General features: G+C 62.3%; 16 protein-coding genes. 12 read left to right on the top strand and 4 right to left on the bottom strand.

Annotation, left to right across the window (positions count from 1 at the left end; genetic code table 11):
• Positions 1-21: 21 nt before the first annotated feature.
• Entirely contained in the window at positions 22-825 is an 804-nt protein-coding gene (locus AC0L24_RS10290) for a potassium channel family protein (RefSeq protein ID WP_127270750.1), read from the top strand.
• A 10-nt stretch (positions 826-835) separates the two neighbouring features.
• Here the strand turns inward: AC0L24_RS10290 and AC0L24_RS10285 are convergent, their stop codons facing one another.
• Positions 836-1,717 carry a DMT family transporter gene (locus AC0L24_RS10285; RefSeq protein ID WP_127269138.1) on the bottom strand — a complete coding sequence of 294 codons (882 nt, stop codon included), beginning with the start codon at positions 1,715-1,717 and terminating at the stop codon, positions 836-838.
• A gap of 197 nt (positions 1,718-1,914) precedes the next feature.
• Between AC0L24_RS10285 and AC0L24_RS10280 the strand changes: the two genes are divergently transcribed.
• Positions 1,915-2,421: a hypothetical protein gene (locus AC0L24_RS10280; protein WP_127396906.1), complete on the top strand. Its 507-nt coding sequence runs from the start codon at positions 1,915-1,917 to the stop codon at positions 2,419-2,421.
• On the opposite strand, the gene AC0L24_RS10275 is transcribed toward AC0L24_RS10280, so the two are convergent.
• Positions 2,418-3,746, bottom strand: coding sequence for a DNA polymerase IV (locus AC0L24_RS10275; protein ID WP_127396905.1), 1,329 nt, complete (start codon positions 3,744-3,746; stop codon positions 2,418-2,420). The two genes, AC0L24_RS10280 and AC0L24_RS10275, sit on opposite strands and share 4 nt — an antisense overlap.
• Positions 3,747-3,811: 65 nt before the next feature.
• Between AC0L24_RS10275 and AC0L24_RS10270 the strand changes: the two genes are divergently transcribed.
• Positions 3,812-4,387: a GNAT family N-acetyltransferase gene (locus tag AC0L24_RS10270; RefSeq protein WP_473563685.1), complete on the top strand. Its 576-nt coding sequence runs from the start codon at positions 3,812-3,814 to the stop codon at positions 4,385-4,387.
• Positions 4,388-4,558: 171 nt separating this feature from the next.
• Positions 4,559-6,082 (top strand): hypothetical protein, encoded by a 1,524-nt coding sequence (locus AC0L24_RS10265; RefSeq protein WP_127810550.1) that lies wholly within the window; start codon positions 4,559-4,561, stop codon positions 6,080-6,082.
• A gap of 16 nt (positions 6,083-6,098) precedes the next feature.
• On the opposite strand, the gene AC0L24_RS10260 is transcribed toward AC0L24_RS10265, so the two are convergent.
• Both AC0L24_RS10260 and AC0L24_RS10255 read right to left on the bottom strand, forming a co-directional pair.
• Positions 6,099-6,752 carry a hypothetical protein gene (locus tag AC0L24_RS10260; protein ID WP_127398788.1) on the bottom strand — a complete coding sequence of 218 codons (654 nt, stop codon included), beginning with the start codon at positions 6,750-6,752 and terminating at the stop codon, positions 6,099-6,101.
• Positions 6,749-7,048: a DUF3572 domain-containing protein gene (locus AC0L24_RS10255; RefSeq protein WP_024503583.1), complete on the bottom strand. Its 300-nt coding sequence runs from the start codon at positions 7,046-7,048 to the stop codon at positions 6,749-6,751. The genes AC0L24_RS10260 and AC0L24_RS10255 overlap by 4 nt, the downstream gene beginning before the upstream one ends.
• A 246-nt stretch (positions 7,049-7,294) precedes the next feature.
• On the opposite strand from AC0L24_RS10255, the gene AC0L24_RS10250 reads away from it, so the two are divergent.
• The 8 genes from AC0L24_RS10250 to AC0L24_RS10215 all read left to right on the top strand — a co-directional run bounded on the left by AC0L24_RS10250 (position 7,295) and on the right by AC0L24_RS10215 (position 16,357).
• Positions 7,295-7,666 carry a response regulator gene (locus AC0L24_RS10250; RefSeq protein WP_013531932.1) on the top strand — a complete coding sequence of 124 codons (372 nt, stop codon included), beginning with the start codon at positions 7,295-7,297 and terminating at the stop codon, positions 7,664-7,666.
• 33 nt (positions 7,667-7,699) lie between these two features.
• Entirely contained in the window at positions 7,700-9,073 is a 1,374-nt protein-coding gene (locus AC0L24_RS10245; protein WP_023810534.1) for a PleD family two-component system response regulator, read from the top strand.
• A gap of 493 nt (positions 9,074-9,566) precedes the next feature.
• Complete coding sequence (locus AC0L24_RS10240) at positions 9,567-11,039, top strand: FAD-dependent monooxygenase (protein WP_473563684.1); 1,473 nt, start codon at positions 9,567-9,569, stop codon at positions 11,037-11,039.
• A gap of 139 nt (positions 11,040-11,178) precedes the next feature.
• Positions 11,179-11,913, top strand: coding sequence for a FadR/GntR family transcriptional regulator (locus tag AC0L24_RS10235; RefSeq protein WP_027036801.1), 735 nt, complete (start codon positions 11,179-11,181; stop codon positions 11,911-11,913).
• Positions 11,910-13,097, top strand: a complete 1,188-nt coding sequence (locus AC0L24_RS10230) for a PLP-dependent transferase (RefSeq protein WP_127810548.1) — start codon at positions 11,910-11,912, stop codon at positions 13,095-13,097. Before AC0L24_RS10235 ends, AC0L24_RS10230 begins: the two co-directional genes overlap by 4 nt.
• A 29-nt stretch (positions 13,098-13,126) precedes the next feature.
• Complete coding sequence (locus AC0L24_RS10225) at positions 13,127-14,404, top strand: ABC transporter substrate-binding protein (RefSeq protein WP_127296148.1); 1,278 nt, start codon at positions 13,127-13,129, stop codon at positions 14,402-14,404.
• Positions 14,405-14,585: 181 nt separating this feature from the next.
• Positions 14,586-15,509, top strand: coding sequence for a carbohydrate ABC transporter permease (locus tag AC0L24_RS10220; protein ID WP_128288532.1), 924 nt, complete (start codon positions 14,586-14,588; stop codon positions 15,507-15,509).
• The gene (locus tag AC0L24_RS10215; RefSeq protein ID WP_127396861.1) at positions 15,509-16,357 is read left to right on the top strand and encodes a carbohydrate ABC transporter permease; all 849 of its coding nucleotides are present in this window, start codon (positions 15,509-15,511) and stop codon (positions 16,355-16,357) included. Before AC0L24_RS10220 ends, AC0L24_RS10215 begins: the two co-directional genes overlap by 1 nt.
• Positions 16,358-16,360: the final 3 nt, after the last annotated feature.

Genomic DNA, 16,360 nt, shown 5'->3' with positions numbered 1-16,360 from the left:
GCGAACGCCAGCGCAGTCAGTATGAAGCCGGCGCAGAGGAACGGGTCGCAGGCGGTTTCAGCCTTGGCGCGGCTGCGTGACAGGCTGCGCAGGCTCTATCATGGGCGCACGCCGGCCGCTTTCCGGTTCCAACTGGTGGCCGTCGTCATCGACCTCGCCATCATCGCCTTCTTCATCGCGACGCCGGTTCTTCAGGACAAGCCGTCCTTCCTCTGGCTCGACTATTCGGCGGCCGCGCTTGTCGCCGCGGATCTGGTCGCCCGGCTGCTTGCCTCCAAAAACATGCTGCGGCTGATGAAGCAGCCGACGTCGTGGGTCGATGTCTTCATCCTTTTGACGCTGCTGATGCCGACGGCGTTCGCCAATCTCGCCTTCCTGCGCATCCTGCGGCTGTGGTCGCTGTCGCGCAGCGGTTCGCTCTGGCGGCATCTGGAGATGCGCGGCCTGAGGCCGTGGCGCGAGGCCAGCCACGCGGTCATCAACCTTTTGACCTTCCTGTTCGTCATCACCGGCTTCGTCTACACGTTCTTCTTCCGCACTGGCGCCGGTCTGGAAAACTATGTCGACGCGCTTTATTTCACCGTCGCCACGGTGACGACGACCGGCTTCGGCGACATCGTGCTGCCGGGCATAGCCGGCAAGCTGACCGCAATCGTCACCATGATCATCGGCATATCGCTGTTTGTCAGACTGGCTCAGGCGATCTTCCGGCCAGCCAAGGTTTTGTTTCCCTGTCCGCAGTGCGGCTTGCGGCGGCACGAGCCGGACGCCGTGCATTGCAAAGCCTGCGGTCATCTTCTCAACATACCCGACGAAGGGAACTGACGGCCGGGTACTACGACGCCGCCACTTCGGCCGGCTTTATAGCCCTGCGCTGAAGATTGAGCAGATTGCCCATCAGGATCAGCAGCGCGCCGCCGGCGGTGAAGGCATCGATCTGCTCGCTATAGAGCAGCCAGCCAATCAGCGCCGATAGCGGCACGCGCAGAAAATCCATCGGCGAGACGATGGTCGCATCGGCATAGCCAAGCGCGCGGGCCATACAGAAATGCGACGACATGCCGGTGAAAGCGATCAGCACGATCCACGGCCATAGCTCCAGTGGCGGATTGCGCCACGTATAGAGCGCCGGGATGAGACCGACCATCGACTGGATAATCAGCATCCAGCAGATGATGCGCACGACGCTGTCAGTCCGGGTCAGCGATTTGATCGTGACCACCGAGATGCCGAAGCAGGCCGCGGCACCCAGCACGACGAGATGTCCAGGGTCGACCGAGCCGACACCGGGGCGCACGATGATCACCACGCCGATCAGCCCCAGCCCGATCGCTGCCAGCTTGGGCCGGTTCAGCCTTTCACCCAGAAAAATCACCGCCAGGATAGCTGTCCAGATCGGCGTGGTGAATTCGATCGAGATCAGCACCGCCAGCGGGATCAAAGTGAGGGCGTAGAGCCAGGCCGCCTGGCCCGTGTAATGGATGACGTTGCGGGCGATATGGGCAATGGGGCGCTGCGTGCGCATGGCTCGAAAACCGCCACTCATCATCACCAGCGGCAGAAGAATGAAGAAGCCGATCACAGAGCGCAACTCAAGCACCTGGAAGACGTTGAGCTCCGCTGTCGTGGCTCGGCCGGCGACCGTCATCCCAAGGAAGGAAGCGATCGACAGTGCCATCCAGAACGCGGCCTTGGGGATCGAGGGGGTGGGTGCCATTCGCGCTGTGTCGCAGGCGAGGGCTTCTGCCGCAATCGCTACACAAGGCATTCTTCTGGGCCAGTCGCGACTGGCTGGATGTTGTAAAACAGTCGTGTGGCGGGCGGAACCTGAAACGGCAAGTGGCGTTGAGTTCCGGTGGTCAGCCGTGCTCGCGGACCGTCCCGCCTTTTTCAAGATCGACAAGGAGAGCTTCAATGAGATCCTTCGCGCAATTCGCGCTTGCCGGCGGCTTATTGGTTGCGGCAGGCGCGGCACATGCCGACGAGGCCCAATTTCTCCAGGCGTTCAAGGGCAATTTCGCCGGCAAGGGTATCGTCAAGGTCACCACCGATGCGCCGACCGTGAACGTGTCCTGCACGTTCAGCTCGAACGCGACATCGACCTCCCTGTCGCTCGACGGCAATTGCCGGGGACTTGTCGTGGTCACGCGCGCCATCAGCGCGGACCTGAAGGCCAGCGGTGCCAAATACAGCGGCACCTATGTCGGCTCTCGCACGGGACCGGCGCAGCTTAACGGCAGCCGTTCGGGCAACGCGATCAACCTGGGCATTCGCTGGGCCAAGGAGGTCAATGGCGACCGAAGGGCGCAGATGAAGGTCGAGAAACGCGGCGAGAAGGGCATGCGGCTGACCGTCATCGACACCGACCCGAAAACCGGCAAGAGCGTGGTGACGAGCAGGATTGATCTGCAGCGCACCTAATCCTCGAGCGGCTCCGGCGGATGGGTGTGGCGGCCCTTGCCGAATGTGTAGCCGGTTTCCACCGCCTTGCGGCCGAACTTGTCGCGCAGGGCGTCGATGGCGCCTTCGGCCATGGCGCGCTTGCGCGATTGGATGTCGACCAGATCGGGCGGGTCGGCCTTGTCGTCGTCCGAGAGGTCGCTGACGCCGATGCCAAGCAGCCGATACTTCGTGCCGTCGGTTTCCTTGCGCAGAAGCTCCACCCCGGTCTGAAAGATGCGGTCGGCGAGCCGGGTCGGATCGCCGAGCTGGCGATTGCGCGTGCGCAGCTTGAAATCCTGGGTCTTCAGCTTCAGCACCACGGTGCGCCCGGCAATGCCTGACTTTTTCAGCCGTGCCGAGACCTTTTCCGAAAGGCCCCTGAGAACCGCGACCAGTTCCTCCAGCGACGCGATATCGGTGTCGAAGGTGGTTTCGGCCGATACGCTCTTGGCATCCTGGTCGGGATCGACGCGGCGGACGTCCTCGCCGCGCGAAAGGTGGTAGAGCCGGTCGCCCATCGTGCCGTAGCGGCGCATCAGGTCGCCGCGATCCATCTGCTGCAACTGGCCGATGGTGCGGATGCCGTCACGCTCCAGCGTGGCGTTGAATGCCTTTCCGACACCCCAGATCATGGTCACCGGCTGCGCCGAGAGGAAGCCGACTGCCTCGGCCTCGCCGATGACCGAGAAACCGCGCGGCTTGCGAAAGTCAGACGCAATCTTGGCGAGGAACTTGCAATAGGACAGGCCGGCCGAAACGGTGATGCCGATCTCCTTCTCGACGGCCTGCGCGAAGCGCGCCAGCACCACAGCGGGCGGCAGGCCGTGCAGCCGTTCGGTGCCGGCGAGGTCGAGAAACGCCTCGTCGATCGACAGCGGCTCGACCAGCGGTGTCAGCGCTTGCATCATGGCGCGCACTTCGCGGCCGACGCGCACGTATTTTTCCATGTTGGGGCTGATGACCACCGCCTCCGGGCAGGCTTCGAGCGCCTTGAACATCGGCATGGCCGAGCGCACGCCTTGGATGCGGGCGATATAGCATGCGGTGGAGACGACGCCGCGCTTGCCGCCGCCGATGATCAGCGGCTTGTCCTTGAGCGCCGGATTGTCGCGCTTTTCGATCGCCGCATAGAAGGCGTCGCAATCGATATGGGCCAGATGCAGCCGGTAAAGCTCTGGATGACGCACAAGCCGAGGACTACCGCAGCGCTCGCAGCGGCGCGCCTGGCTGCGCTGAAACGTCAGGCAGTCGCGGCAAAAGCCGTGATCGGGATTGTTGACAGGGGCCGCCATCGCTGCGAACATAAAGAGAACAGAAGCAATGGTACGACAGTGCAAGGCCAGCGACAAGGCTGGCCTGGGGAGAACGCATGAGCACGACCATAGCGCCGCTTGCACCCGAGCTTTGGGCTGAATTCGAGGACCTCTTCGGCAAGCAAGGCGCCTGCTACGGCTGCTGGTGCACGCATTTCCGGCTGGCGCCGGCGATGCGCCGCGAGAGCAGCCGGGAACGCAACAAGGACCACATCAAGGCGCGTATCGAGGCCGGCCCGCCGCCCGGACTGCTGGCATTCGAGGATGGCCAGGCGGTCGGCTGGATGCAGATGGGACCGCGCGCCGACGTACCCGAATGGAACAATCAGGGCAGGGGCTCGGCACCGGTCGATCCTGCCGACGCCGCGGATCCGGGCGTCTGGGCGATCTCCTGCTTCTTCATCCGCGCCAAGGCGCGCGGCAGGGGCATCACGCATCGCCTCGTCGAAGGCGGCATCGATTTCGCCCGCCAGAATGGAGCCCGGCTGCTCGAGGCGTGCCCGATGGACCTGTCTCGCGATTCGCGCTCGATCGGCCTGTTCGTCGGCTCGTCGCGGATCTTCGAGAAGGCGGGTTTCGAGCGGCTGGTGGAACGCAAGGCCGGCCGCCCGCTGATGCGGCTGGTGCTTTGATGAGGTCCGCTCGTGGCTTGTTGATCTCACCTTGCGGTTGCAGCAGTAATTTCATACCAGACGGACGTACCTTCTAAAGCGCATGCGCTTTGGGGTTTTGTTTATGCATGTCGTTCTCCCAAACCAGGACCCACTTTGGGCGACATGCATTAGGTCAAACGGAGAATTCGCGTGAACCGTGCCCTGCCATTCGTTTTCCTCCTTGCGTTGAGCGCGCCTGCGTTCGGTCAGACCGTCGACAGTCAGGGTGCGAAGCAATTGTCCGACGACTTGTCCCGCTATGTCGGCAAGCAGGCCATCGACAAAGGCATTTTGAAGGTTTCGCTTGAAGGTGGCGCCTACAGGATCCTGTTCGATTTCAAGGCACTTGCCGCATCGTTTCTGGACCAGAAACTGCTGAAGTTCGACTTCGCGCCCTATGCCCTGATGGTCAAGCCGCGCAGCGACGGGTCCTGGGATGTCTCCATGGATTTCTCCCAAACCGCCTCCTTCGAGTTCAATGGACCCGAGGGGCTGCAAAGCACTCAGTTTTCGATCAAGGACGGCAAGGGTTCGGGCGTCTACGATCCAAATCTGGCGGCCTTTACCAGCGGCACCAGCTCGATGGCCGGCGTGACGATGGCATCGAAGGATGCCAAGCAGCGCATGGAAGCCAGCACGGGCGCCGGCGTCGCGACCGTTGCCGCGACCAAGTCGGCGGCCGGGGGCGTCGATTTCACAACCTCGCAAAAGGTGTCGAGCTTTGTCGAAGCGATCAATTTCGACGATCCGGAGAGCGGGTTGAAATTCCCGGTCAGCGTCAGGTCGCCGGAACTGTCGGTCGAAGCCAGCGGCAAGGGCGTGCGGACCAAGCCATTGCTCGATCTCCTGGCATTTGCGGTGGCCAACGAGGACGAGGCGACGCTGAAGGCCAACCAGGCGCAGCTCAAATCGCTTCTGCTCGCCGCCTTGCCGCTTTGGCAGCGTATCGACGGGACCTACGGTTTCAAGGATTTTGCGGTGGAAAGCCCGGTCGGCAATTTCGGCGCCACCCAGCTCAGCACCGTGTTCGGCACCGATGGCGTGGCCCAGAACGGGACGATCACGTACGGCATCAAGGCATCGGGGCTGAGCGTGCCGACCCAGCTTCTGCCGAGCTGGAGCGTGGGGTTGTTACCCACCGATGTCGATTTGAACTTTGGCGGCGCCAATATCGATCTCGACAGCATGGCGAAGAAGGCGATCGAAGCCTTTGATCTCAATAAGAATCCGCCTCTGTCGGCCGAATTCGGCGAGCAGCTTAAAGTCGACTTCTTGGCCAAGATGCCGAAGGTCGTGCTTGGCCACAGCACCGTGAAGAACAAGGACACGGAGATCGCGCTGGAAGGCGAGATGACATTCCCAGGCGAAAAGCCCGAAGGAAGCGTAACCGTCGATGTCGCCGGCTTCGACAAGCTTGTCGAAGGCCTGCAGGAAGCGGCAAAGTCGGAACCGGAGGTTGGCCAATACGTGCCAGTCGCTCTCATGGCGAAGGGCTTTGGCAAGACGCTGCCCGATGGCCGGCTGGAATGGATCGTCAATGCCAAGGCCGATGGCTCGGTCACCGTCAATGGCGTCATGCTGAAGCCCGCCGATCCGGCCGTGGACGACAGCATGGATGATGGTGACGGCGCCGATGACAGCGGAGACGACAGCGGCGGCGCAGGTGCGAACTGAACCCTGAAGCTGGAGTTCAGAGCCCCAGCGCGCTTGCGATCTTGGGCGCTGCCTCGTGCCAGTCCTGGACGACGACCACATCGTCCGTCACCGGCGGCAGGAATGCGCGCAGCGAATTGTCGGCCATCAGGTGGAACAGTTCGGCGTCGGCGACCGATTCCCGTACCGACGCCAGATTGTGCGGCTGATCGTCGACGAAGACCACCGGTCGGCCGACCTTGCCGCGAAGCTTGGCCACTGCCGGTCCTTTGGCCATTTCAGTGGTCAGAAGCGGGTAGCTCAGCCCAAGCGCGTCGAGATGGACGCGACGCACGGCACGGTGTTTGTGCGGCATGGCCGTCAGCAAGATGATTTCCGCGCGATCGCCAAGCCCTGCCAGGGCTTCTGACGCGCCGTCAGTAATGTTTTGCCAATCGGCTTGCGCGTCAAAGAAATCGGCCAGCAGTGCCGTGACTTCGGGCTGTTCGATCAGGCGGCCGCTGGCGGTCTCTGCGATGTTGCCGGTCAGCCGGAACGAGGCCAGCGTCAGGCCATAGCCGCGCGCCTTGAGGAAATTCGGAAACGGTCGGATGAATTCGAGCACGACATCGTCGACATCGAGGACAAGCAAGGGTCGGTCGTCGGCTGCCAGTTCTTCGATCTGGCGCGCGGTTTCCGGATCATCGCTCATATGGAATGCTCGTGGTTGTCGTCGCCCAGCGGCAGCGACCGCAAGGCTTTGCCGACAGCCGCCGGCGGGGTGCCGGTTTCCTCGGCAAAGCGCATCAGAGTCGGCTCGTGGGCGAGGATGAACTGCAGGACACCGGCCAGAAAACCCGGCTCGCTGGCGGCTTTGCGGATCGAATGGACCTCTATGCCGGTGATTGCCAGAAAGCGCGGCAGAAGCTCCGGATCGGAGGCGACGAAGCCCAGGGCCTTCACGGCAATCGATTCCGCTTCTTCGCGCATTGACGCTGCGTTTGCCATCACTACCTTCGGTGTGTGGAATGAGTCTCTCCCGCAGTAATGGCAAGAGTTGCTTGCGGCAAGCCATTAGAGCGTGGCGCGCCCTTTGGACGCGCAGGGGACGAGGTGGAATTCGCGCTGTTTTCCAGCCGCGGATTTCCGTTTCGTCAATCATATTGCCGTAAAGTGAAGCAGGGTTTGATGCGTTCAGACATGGGCGCATGACGGTTGCCTTCGAAGCGGAAGGGCAGCCGGGACGGGAAATCGATGCCGAAGAAGGTTATGATCGTCGAAGACAATGAGCTCAATATGAAGCTCTTTCGGGACCTCATCGAGGCAAGCGGTTACGAGACCGTGCGCACCCGAAACGGTCTGGAAGCGCTCGATTTGGCGCGCCAGCACCGGCCGGATCTGATCCTGATGGATATCCAATTGCCTGAAGTGTCGGGGCTTGAAGTGACCAAATGGCTGAAGGAAGACGACGAACTGCACGTCATCCCGGTCATTGCGGTGACCGCCTTCGCCATGAAGGGCGACGAGGAACGTATCCGCCAGGGTGGCTGCGAGGCTTATATTTCTAAGCCGATCTCGGTGCCGCGTTTCATCGAAACCATCAAATCCTATCTGGGCGATGCGTGATGTGCCCCTTCAGCCGAGCCGGAGCCTTGTGAAATGACTGCGCGGATCCTCGTCGTCGACGATATCCCTGCCAATGTGCGGCTGCTGGAAGTGCGGCTGCTGGCCGAATATTTCGAAGTGCTGACCGCCACCAACGGGCCGGATGCGATCGAGACCTGTGAGAACGGCAAGGTCGATGTCGTGCTGCTCGACGTGATGATGCCGGACATGGACGGCTTCGAGGTCTGTCGGCGGCTGAAGAGCGATCCGGCGACATCGCACATTCCGGTGGTGATGATCACCGCGCTCGATCAGGTCTCCGACCGCGTCCGCGGGCTCGAGGCCGGTGCCGACGACTTCCTGACCAAGCCGGTCAACGACCTGCAGCTTATGACGCGCGTCAAGAGCCTGGTTCGCCTGAAGTCGCTCACCGACGAGTTGCGGCTGCGCGCCTCGACGACGCGCAACATCGGCATCGAGGAGTTGCTCAGCCGCAATTTCGCATCCGAGGACACGACGCCCAAGGTGCTTTTGATCGACGAACGCAAATCATCCGTCGAGCGCATCCAGAAGATGCTGCGCGACCGGGCCGATCTCGACGTCACACATGATCCGCATGCCGGTTTCTTCCAGGCCGCCGAGACGTCCTATGAATGCGTGATGATCTCGACCGCGTTCGCCGATTTCGATCCGCTGAGGCTCTGTTCGCAGTTGCGCTCGCTCGATCGCACCCGTTTCGTGCCGATCATCCTGTTGGCGGAGGAGGGCGAGGAGGAACGCATCATCCGCGGCCTCGAACTCGGCATCAATGATTATCTGATGCGGCCGATCGACCAGCAGGAATTGACGGCGCGGCTGCGCACCCAGGTGCGCCGCAAGCGTTACAACGACCAGCTGCGCGCCAGCGTCACCCAAACCATCGAAATGGCGGTGACCGATGGACTGACCGGGCTGCACAACCGCCGCTATCTAGACAGCCACCTGCAGACGCTGTTCGATCGCGCCGTGGCGCGGCGCCGGCCGCTGTCGGTGATGATCACCGACCTCGACCGCTTCAAGGCGATCAACGACGCGCACGGTCATGACGGCGGCGACGAGGTTCTGCGGGAATTCGCACGACGGCTGCGCAAGAATGTCAGGGGTATCGACCTTGCCTGCCGTTTTGGCGGGGAGGAGTTCGTCGTGGTGATGCCGGACACCGAGGGCGCGGTGGCCGAGAAGGTAGCCGAGCGCATTCGCGCCGAAATCGCCCAGGCGGCTTTCGCCATCGGGCAGGACGGCAAGGCGATCGAAGTCACGGTCAGCGTCGGCGTGTCGTCGGTGCTGAAGGGCGTGGACACGGTGGCGGCGCTGATGAAGCGTGCCGATCTCGCGCTCTACGAAGCCAAAAGCGGCGGCCGAAATCGCGTCGTCGCCAAGGCGGCGTAGCGATCCAGCCCCGATTATCCTGTCAACCCGACAGGGTTACCCGTTTACCTTAATCCAAGCGATTCGCGAGCCTTGGTTAAGAAACTGTTGATTTTCATAAACTCTTGCGCAACTGTGCAGGCCAAGACGAAGCCGGCACGAGGATAGAAAACCGGCTCCGATCCTGGGAATACCCCATGATGCTCAGGTCCGCCGCATCTCCTGGGTCCGTGGGGTCGGCCGGCCGGCGCTGGCACATAGTGGCCTCCTCGTACCGCTGCCAAACGCCGACCGGCCCCCTTCTCTCCAAAAGAACATCAGAACTCCGTGCTAAAGCACGGAAGAATCTGCGTTCTAGCCGTTCCAACACAGGTTCGCTTTGAGAGCAGCCAACGATGAGGGGAAGAGCACCCTTCCATTTCATAGATATGGCGCACAAGGGGCTTGCGGCAAGACCCGGCTCCTCCCGTAAAACCGCGACCCAAGCCAGGTGCGGAAAACGGGAGTTATGATAATGATTTCAGATCATGCGGTTGTGATCGCCGGGGGTGGTCCGACGGGATTGATGCTGGCAGGCGAACTGGCGCTGGCAGGCGTGGACGTTGCCATTTTCGAAAGGCGACCGGATCAGAAATTGGCAGGATTGCGCGCAGGCGGCCTGCATGCGCGCACTCTTGAGGTGCTCGACCAGCGCGGAATTGTGGATCGGTTTCTTTCACAGGGACAGATATCGCCGTCCGTGGGCTTCCACATGATCCGGTTAGGCATCAGCGATTTTCCCACGCGCCACAATTATCTGCTGGCGCTGCGGCAAAACCACATCGAGCGCATCCTGGCCGACTGGGTCGGCGAGTTGAAGGTACCGATCTATCGCGGACACGAGGTTACGAGGTTTACCCAGGACGACAGCGGCGTCGACGTCGAACTGTCCACCGGTCACCGCCTGAGGGCCGCATATCTGGTCGGCTGTGACGGAGGCCGCAGCACCATTCGCAAGGCGACCGGTATCGAGTTCGCCGGATGGGATCCGACGATGAGCTGGATGATTGCCGAGGTCGAAATGTCGGAAGAACCGGCATGGGGCTTCCGCAGCAACGCCTCCGGAATTCATGCCCTGGGTAAGATCGAGGGCGGCAGGAAGGTTGGCGTCGTGCTGACGGAGCCCCGCCTGAAGGCGCGCGGCGAACCGACCCTGCGCGAGCTCAGCGAGGCGCTGACTGCCGTCTACGGCACCGACTTCGGGGTCCACAGCCCGACCTGGCTCTCCCGCTTCACCGACATGACGCGCCAGGCCACCGCATATCGCGACAGGCGCGTGCTGCTGGCGGGTGATGCCGCGCACATCCATCCGCCGATCGGCGGACAGGGCCTCAACATCGGCGTGCAGGATGCGGTGAACCTTGGATGGAAGCTGGCCCAAATCATCAAGGGGACATCGCCGCAAAGCCTGCTCGAAAGCTATCACGCCGAGCGCCATCCGGTCGCCGCCCGCGTGTTGCGCAACACGATGGCGCAGGTTGCGCTTCGCCGCACGGATGACCGCAGCAAGGCCTTGGCCGACACCGTTGCCGAGTTGCTCGGCATGGATGAACCCCGCAAGAAAATCGCCGCGGAGATGTCTGGTTTGGGTGTTCATTACGACCTTGGCGAGGGGCATCCACTGCTTGGGCGGCGAATGCCAGATCTCGATCTGACCACCGCCGGCGGACGGTTGCGGGTCTTCACCTTGCTGCACGACGCGCGGCCCGTGCTGCTCAACCTCGGTGAGCCCGGCAGGCTGGACATCGCGTCCTGGGCTGATCGGGTCCGGCAGATCGACGCCGGTTACGCCGGTATCTGGGACCTCCCGGCTCTCGGGACGGTCGTTTCGCCCGACGCGGTCTTGATCCGGCCCGATGGTTATGTGGCTTGGGCCGGGGCGGGAACCCAACAGGGCCTGGTGGACGCGCTGACCACCTGGTTCGGGCCGCCTGCCACCGCAGGTTAGCAGACACGATCGAAGCGCGACCGCGCGATCGCCTTGAGAGTATCGCGTCCCTCCCTCCGACAGTGCTCCTGACAGTTGGTTGACAGGAGCTTCCTTCTGTGCAGAAATTGGTTGGACCATTGGACCACTTGGAGGAAATGTGGACCAGAACAGCCTGCCACCCATTCAGACCACGGCGCGCGACGACGCCGTGCTGAAGGCGTTGGTGGGCTTTGTTCGCGCCGAGGCCTTGCAGCCGGGCGAGCGGCTTCCAACCGAACGCATTCTGGCCGAGCGGCTGAAGGTCAGCCGCAACACCGTGCGCGAGGCACTGACACGCTGGGAAGGGCTCGGCCTCGTCGAGCGCCGGCAGGGCAGCGGCACCTATCTCAAGGCGGCTGTTTCACACGATATGCTGCACATGCCGCTGACGCTGGCGGGCGGCAATGATTTCACCAGCCTGATGCAGACGATGGAGATCCGCCGCGCGCTGGAGGCGGAGGCCGCAGCACTTTGCGCCGAACGCGCCAGCCAGGCCGACATCGCCGAGATTGCACGCAAGCTCGACATCATGGAGCAGGCGTTCCGCACGCGCGACGGCATGTCGTCGGAAGAGGATTGGGAGTTCCACCAGGCGATTTACCGGGCCTCGGGTAATCCGCTGTTCGAGCAGATCATCGCCGCCATGTACGAATTGTTCCACCGCTTCTGGGAGCATCCGCTCGGCGTTCGCGATTTCGGCCATGCCAGCTTTCCCTATCACCGCACCATCTACGAATGCATCGCAGCCCGTGACCCGCAGGGCGCCCGCGCCGAAGCGCTCAAGCTGATCGCCACCGTCGAGGACGATCTCAAGCGCGGTGCGGCCAAACTCAAACTTTCGAGCCAGACATGAACGAGCATCCATCCGGTTTCGATCACGACTATCTCTTGGAGGCGGCAACACTTTTGGCGCATGACGAACCGTTTCCCGGCGGTGCGGTGGTGCCGCCGATCTACCAGACCTCGCTGTTCACCTTCGCCAACTATGCCGAGATGGCCGATACCTTTGCCGGCAAACGAAAGCAGCCGATCTACTCGCGTGGCGACAATCCGACGGTGATGGAGTTCGAGGCGCGTGTCGCCGCGCTCGAAGGCGCAGAAGCAGCGCGCGGCTTTTCCAGTGGCATGGCGGCGATCAGCGCCACGGTGCTTGCGTTCGTTGGGGCAGGCGAGCGCATCGTGGCGGTGCGCAATTGCTATGGCGATGCCTACCGGCTGTTCGAGCGGTTGTTGCCGCGGCTCAACATCAAGGTCGATTATGTCGACGGCTCCGACCCGGATGCGGTCGCGGCGGCACTTCCCGGCGCCAAGCTACTTTATCTGGAAAGCCCGACCTCGATGATGTTCGAGTTGCAGGACATCGCGCATCTGACACGGTTGGCCAAGGAACAGGGCATCGTCACCACGATCGACAATTCCTGGGCGACGCCGGTGTTCCAGAAGCCGATCACGCATGGCGTCGACCTGGTGCTGCATTCGGCCTCGAAATACCTTGGCGGCCACAGCGACACCGTCGCGGGCGTGGTGGCGGGTTCGGCTGCTCATATCAAGCACATCAACGAGCAGACCTATTCCTATCTCGGCGGCAAGCTGTCACCGTTCGAGGCGTGGCTGTTGCTGCGCGGCCTGCGCACGCTGCCGCTGCGCCTGCCGCACCACATGAAGAGCGGGCTGACCATCGCCGAACGGCTGAAGGCGCATGCCAGTGTCGAGCGGGTCAACCACCCCATCTATTCGAACCACCCGGGCAAGGCGACGCTGGCCGGCTATGCCGGTCTGTTCTCCTTCGAGGTGACGGACGAGATCGACATCCCCGTCTTCGTCGACGCACTGAAATATTTCCGCATCGGCGTCAGCTGGGGCGGGCATGAAAGCCTGGTCGTACCGGCCAAGGCGTCGCTGGAGCAGACGCCGGGCCTGAATTCGATGGCGCGCTTCGGCGTCAGCCCCCGAACCATCCGCTTCAATGTCGGATTGGAGAGTGTCGAAGACCTGTGGGCTGACGTCGCCCAGGCCTTCGAAAAAGCCAGAAAATAACAAGCGGGTTCAAAATGGGAGTCTTGAACATGAAAAAACTGACCGTCATGCTGGCCACCGTTGCGGGGCTGGCGATTTCCGCCGGAAATGCCGTGGCCGACTCGACACTGAAAATGGTCGAAGTCATCACCAGCCCGCCGCGCACCGAATTCCTGAAGAAGCAGATCGCCGAGTTCGAAACCGCCAATCCGGGCATCAAGGTCGAGCTTATCTCGCTGCCCTGGGGCCAGGCGTTCGAGAAATTCCTGACCATGGTGCAGGCCGGCGATACGCCTGACATCGTCGAAATGCCGGAACGCTGGATGGGCCTCTATGCCAACAATGCCCAGCTCGAGGATCTCGGACCGTATATGGCCAAATGGGATGATGCCAAGACGCTGGGCGACCGCGCCAAGCAGTTCGGCTCGACCGTCAACAACACCCAGTTCATGATCCCCTACGGCTACTATGTGAACGCGCTGTTCTGGAACAAGAAACTGTTCAAGGAGGCCGGCCTCGACGGCCCGCCGGCGACGCTCGACGATTTCATCGCCGACGCCAAGAAAATCTCTGCGTTGCCGGGCAAATACGGCTACTGCCTGCGCGGCGGGCCGGGCGCCTTCAACGGCATGCACATGTTCATGAACATCGCCGCCGGCAAGGGCGGCTACTTCAACGAGGACGGCACTTCGACGATCAACGAAGAAGGCTCGGTCAAGGGCCTGCAGATGCTGGCCGACATGTACAAGGACGGATTGGCGCCGAAGGATGCGGTGAGCTGGGGTTTCAACGAAACGGTCACCGGCTTCTATTCCGGCACCTGTGCCATGCTCAACCAGGATCCGGACGCGCTGCTCGGCATCGCCGACAAGATGAGCGCGGACGATTTCGCCGTGGCGCCTTTGCCGGTCGGACCGAGCGGCAAATCCTATCCGACGCTGGGCTATGCCGGCTGGGCGATGTTTGCCAACTCGCAGCACAAGGACGACGCCTGGAAGCTGATGGCGACGCTTCTGTCGCCGAAGGACAATCTGGAATGGGCCAAGGAAGTCGGCGTCGTCCCGATCCACAACGGCGCCGACCAGGATCCCCATTTCAAGACGGAGCAGTTCAAGGGCTGGTTCACGGAGCTCAGCGACAGCTCCAAATATGAAATGGTCACCCCGCCGACGCATCTGGAGAACCTCGGCAATTTCGTCGACCAGGTGGCGATCAAGAATTTTCAGGAAGTGCTGCTTGGCCAGAAGACGGCCAAGGACGTCGCCGACCAATGGGCTGCCTTCCTGACCAAGGAACAGCAGGACTGGCTGGCGAAGAACAAGAAGTAAGCGCCTCTTTTTCCTCCTCCCCGTTCTACGGGGAGAAGGTGGCCCGATAGGGTCGGATGAGGGGCGGCGCTATGCCTCGATTGGTTCGCGCTGCCCCTATCTGCCTGCCGGCATCTTCTCCCCGTGAACGGGGAGAAGGACGCTGTTCCAGACGCCGCTCCAGGGAGCCGATCCTCAGCCAATGACCTACGCCGTGTCCGAAATACGATCCGCCGGCAAGCCGCGTCGCAAGCGGCTATCCCACGCCGCCATCGAGCCATGGCTCTATCTCAGCCCGGCGATCATCCTGCTGGTCGTGGTGCTTTTGGTGCCGCTGGTCATCGGCATCAGCTACTCCTTCCGCAAGTTCTCAGCGTTCAAGTCCGAATATGTCGGGCTCGGGCAGTATCAGGCGATGCTGTCGGATCAGGTGCTGGGGCAGGCGCTGGTCAACACGTTGTGGTGGACCGTCGCCAGCCTTTTCTTCCAGTTCTTCCTCGGCCTTGGCCTGGCGCTCCTGCTCGACAAGCCGTTTCGCGGCCGCAAGGCAGTACAAGCCCTGGTCTTCCTGCCTTGGGCGGTGCCGTCCTTCCTGTCAGGCCTGACCTGGGCCTGGCTGTTCAATCCGATCATCGGCCCGCTGCCGCACTGGCTGTTTGCGTTGGGGCTGAAAGCCGAGCCGACCAATGTGCTGTCCGATCCCTCTACCGCCATGTGGGGACCGATCGTCGCCAATATCTGGTTCGGCATTCCGTTCTTTGCCATCACCCTCTTGGCGGCACTGAAATCCATTCCATCGGAACTGCATGAGGCAGCGGCTATCGATGGAGCCTCGCCCTGGCAGCGCTTCACCAAGGTGACGCTGCCGTTTCTGGCGCCGACCATCGCCATCACCGTGATGTTGCGCACCATCTGGATCGCCACCTTCGCCGACCTGATCTTCGTGATGACGGAGGGCGGGCCGGCCGGCTCGACCAACACGGTGCCGGTCTACATCTATGTCAGCGCCTTCAAATCGCTGGACAAGGGCTATGCCTCGGCGGTGGCGGTGCTGTTGCTGATCCTGCTCATCGCCTATGCGATCGCCCTGATCGGCATCCGTCGCACGCTGGTGAGGCACGTCTGATGATCGCAGGACGCACAGCCTCGCAGCGCTTCTTCGGCGGCATCGGCCTCTACGCGGCAATCGCGGCCTACGTGTTCTTTTCCCTGTTCCCGATCTACTGGACGCTGAAGATCTCGGTCACGCCGGAGCGGCTGCTCTATTCCGAAGGCATCACCTTCTGGCCATCGCACATGACGCTGCAGAACTTCGTCACCGTGCTCGAGACGACCGATTTTCCGCGCTATTTCCTCAACAGCGTCATCGTCTCGGTCTCGACGGCGGCACTGGTGACGATCATCGCCACGCTCGCCGGCTATGCCATGTCGCGCTTCACCTTTCGCGGCAAGGCAGCCCTGGCGCTGATGTTGCTGCTCACCCAGACTTTTCCGCTGGTGATGGTCATTCCGCCGATCTACCGCGTGATGGGGCAGATCGGCCTGATCAACAGCCTGACCGGGCTGATCATCATCTACACCGCCTTCAACACGGCCTTTGCCACCTTCCTGATGCAGTCGTTCTTCGACGGCATCCCCAAGGATTTGGAAGAGGCCGCGATGATCGACGGCTGCACCCGCGCGCAGGCCATGCGCAAGGTGATCGTGCCGCTGACGCTGCCCGGCATGGGCGCGACGCTCGGCTTCGTCTTCACCGCCGCCTGGAGCGAGCTTCTGTTCGCGCTGATGCTGATTTCCAGCGACGACCAGAAGACCTTCGCCGTCGGCCTGCTCACCTTTATCGGCAAGTTCGCCGTCGACTGGGGACAGATGATGGCGGCATCCATCCTGGCGCTGATCCCGGTCTGCATCTTCTTCGCCTTCCTGCAACGCTATCTCGTCACCGGCCTGACCGCCGGCGCCGTCAAAGGATAGATC

Source organism: Mesorhizobium sp. WSM4809, assembly GCF_055811655.1.
Note: the sequence above shows the minus strand (reverse complement) of the source record. Positions and strands in the feature narration are given on the sequence as shown.

Bases quoted from the DNA above. Each gene is read 5' to 3' on its own strand.
- AC0L24_RS10290 (WP_127270750.1), top strand. From the start codon at position 22: ATGAAGCCGGCGCAGAGGAACGGGTCGCAGGCGGTTTCAGCCTTGGCG.
- AC0L24_RS10285 (WP_127269138.1), bottom strand. From the start codon at position 1,717: ATGGCACCCACCCCCTCGATCCCCAAGGCCGCGTTCTGGATGGCACTG.
- AC0L24_RS10280 (WP_127396906.1), top strand. From the start codon at position 1,915: ATGAGATCCTTCGCGCAATTCGCGCTTGCCGGCGGCTTATTGGTTGCG.
- AC0L24_RS10275 (WP_127396905.1), bottom strand. From the start codon at position 3,746: ATGTTCGCAGCGATGGCGGCCCCTGTCAACAATCCCGATCACGGCTTT.
- AC0L24_RS10270 (WP_473563685.1), top strand. From the start codon at position 3,812: ATGAGCACGACCATAGCGCCGCTTGCACCCGAGCTTTGGGCTGAATTC.
- AC0L24_RS10260 (WP_127398788.1), bottom strand. From the start codon at position 6,752: ATGAGCGATGATCCGGAAACCGCGCGCCAGATCGAAGAACTGGCAGCC.
- AC0L24_RS10255 (WP_024503583.1), bottom strand. From the start codon at position 7,048: ATGGCAAACGCAGCGTCAATGCGCGAAGAAGCGGAATCGATTGCCGTG.
- AC0L24_RS10250 (WP_013531932.1), top strand. From the start codon at position 7,295: ATGCCGAAGAAGGTTATGATCGTCGAAGACAATGAGCTCAATATGAAG.
- AC0L24_RS10245 (WP_023810534.1), top strand. From the start codon at position 7,700: ATGACTGCGCGGATCCTCGTCGTCGACGATATCCCTGCCAATGTGCGG.
- AC0L24_RS10240 (WP_473563684.1), top strand. From the start codon at position 9,567: ATGATTTCAGATCATGCGGTTGTGATCGCCGGGGGTGGTCCGACGGGA.
- AC0L24_RS10230 (WP_127810548.1), top strand. From the start codon at position 11,910: ATGAACGAGCATCCATCCGGTTTCGATCACGACTATCTCTTGGAGGCG.
- AC0L24_RS10225 (WP_127296148.1), top strand. From the start codon at position 13,127: ATGAAAAAACTGACCGTCATGCTGGCCACCGTTGCGGGGCTGGCGATT.
- AC0L24_RS10220 (WP_128288532.1), top strand. From the start codon at position 14,586: ATGACCTACGCCGTGTCCGAAATACGATCCGCCGGCAAGCCGCGTCGC.
- AC0L24_RS10215 (WP_127396861.1), top strand. From the start codon at position 15,509: ATGATCGCAGGACGCACAGCCTCGCAGCGCTTCTTCGGCGGCATCGGC.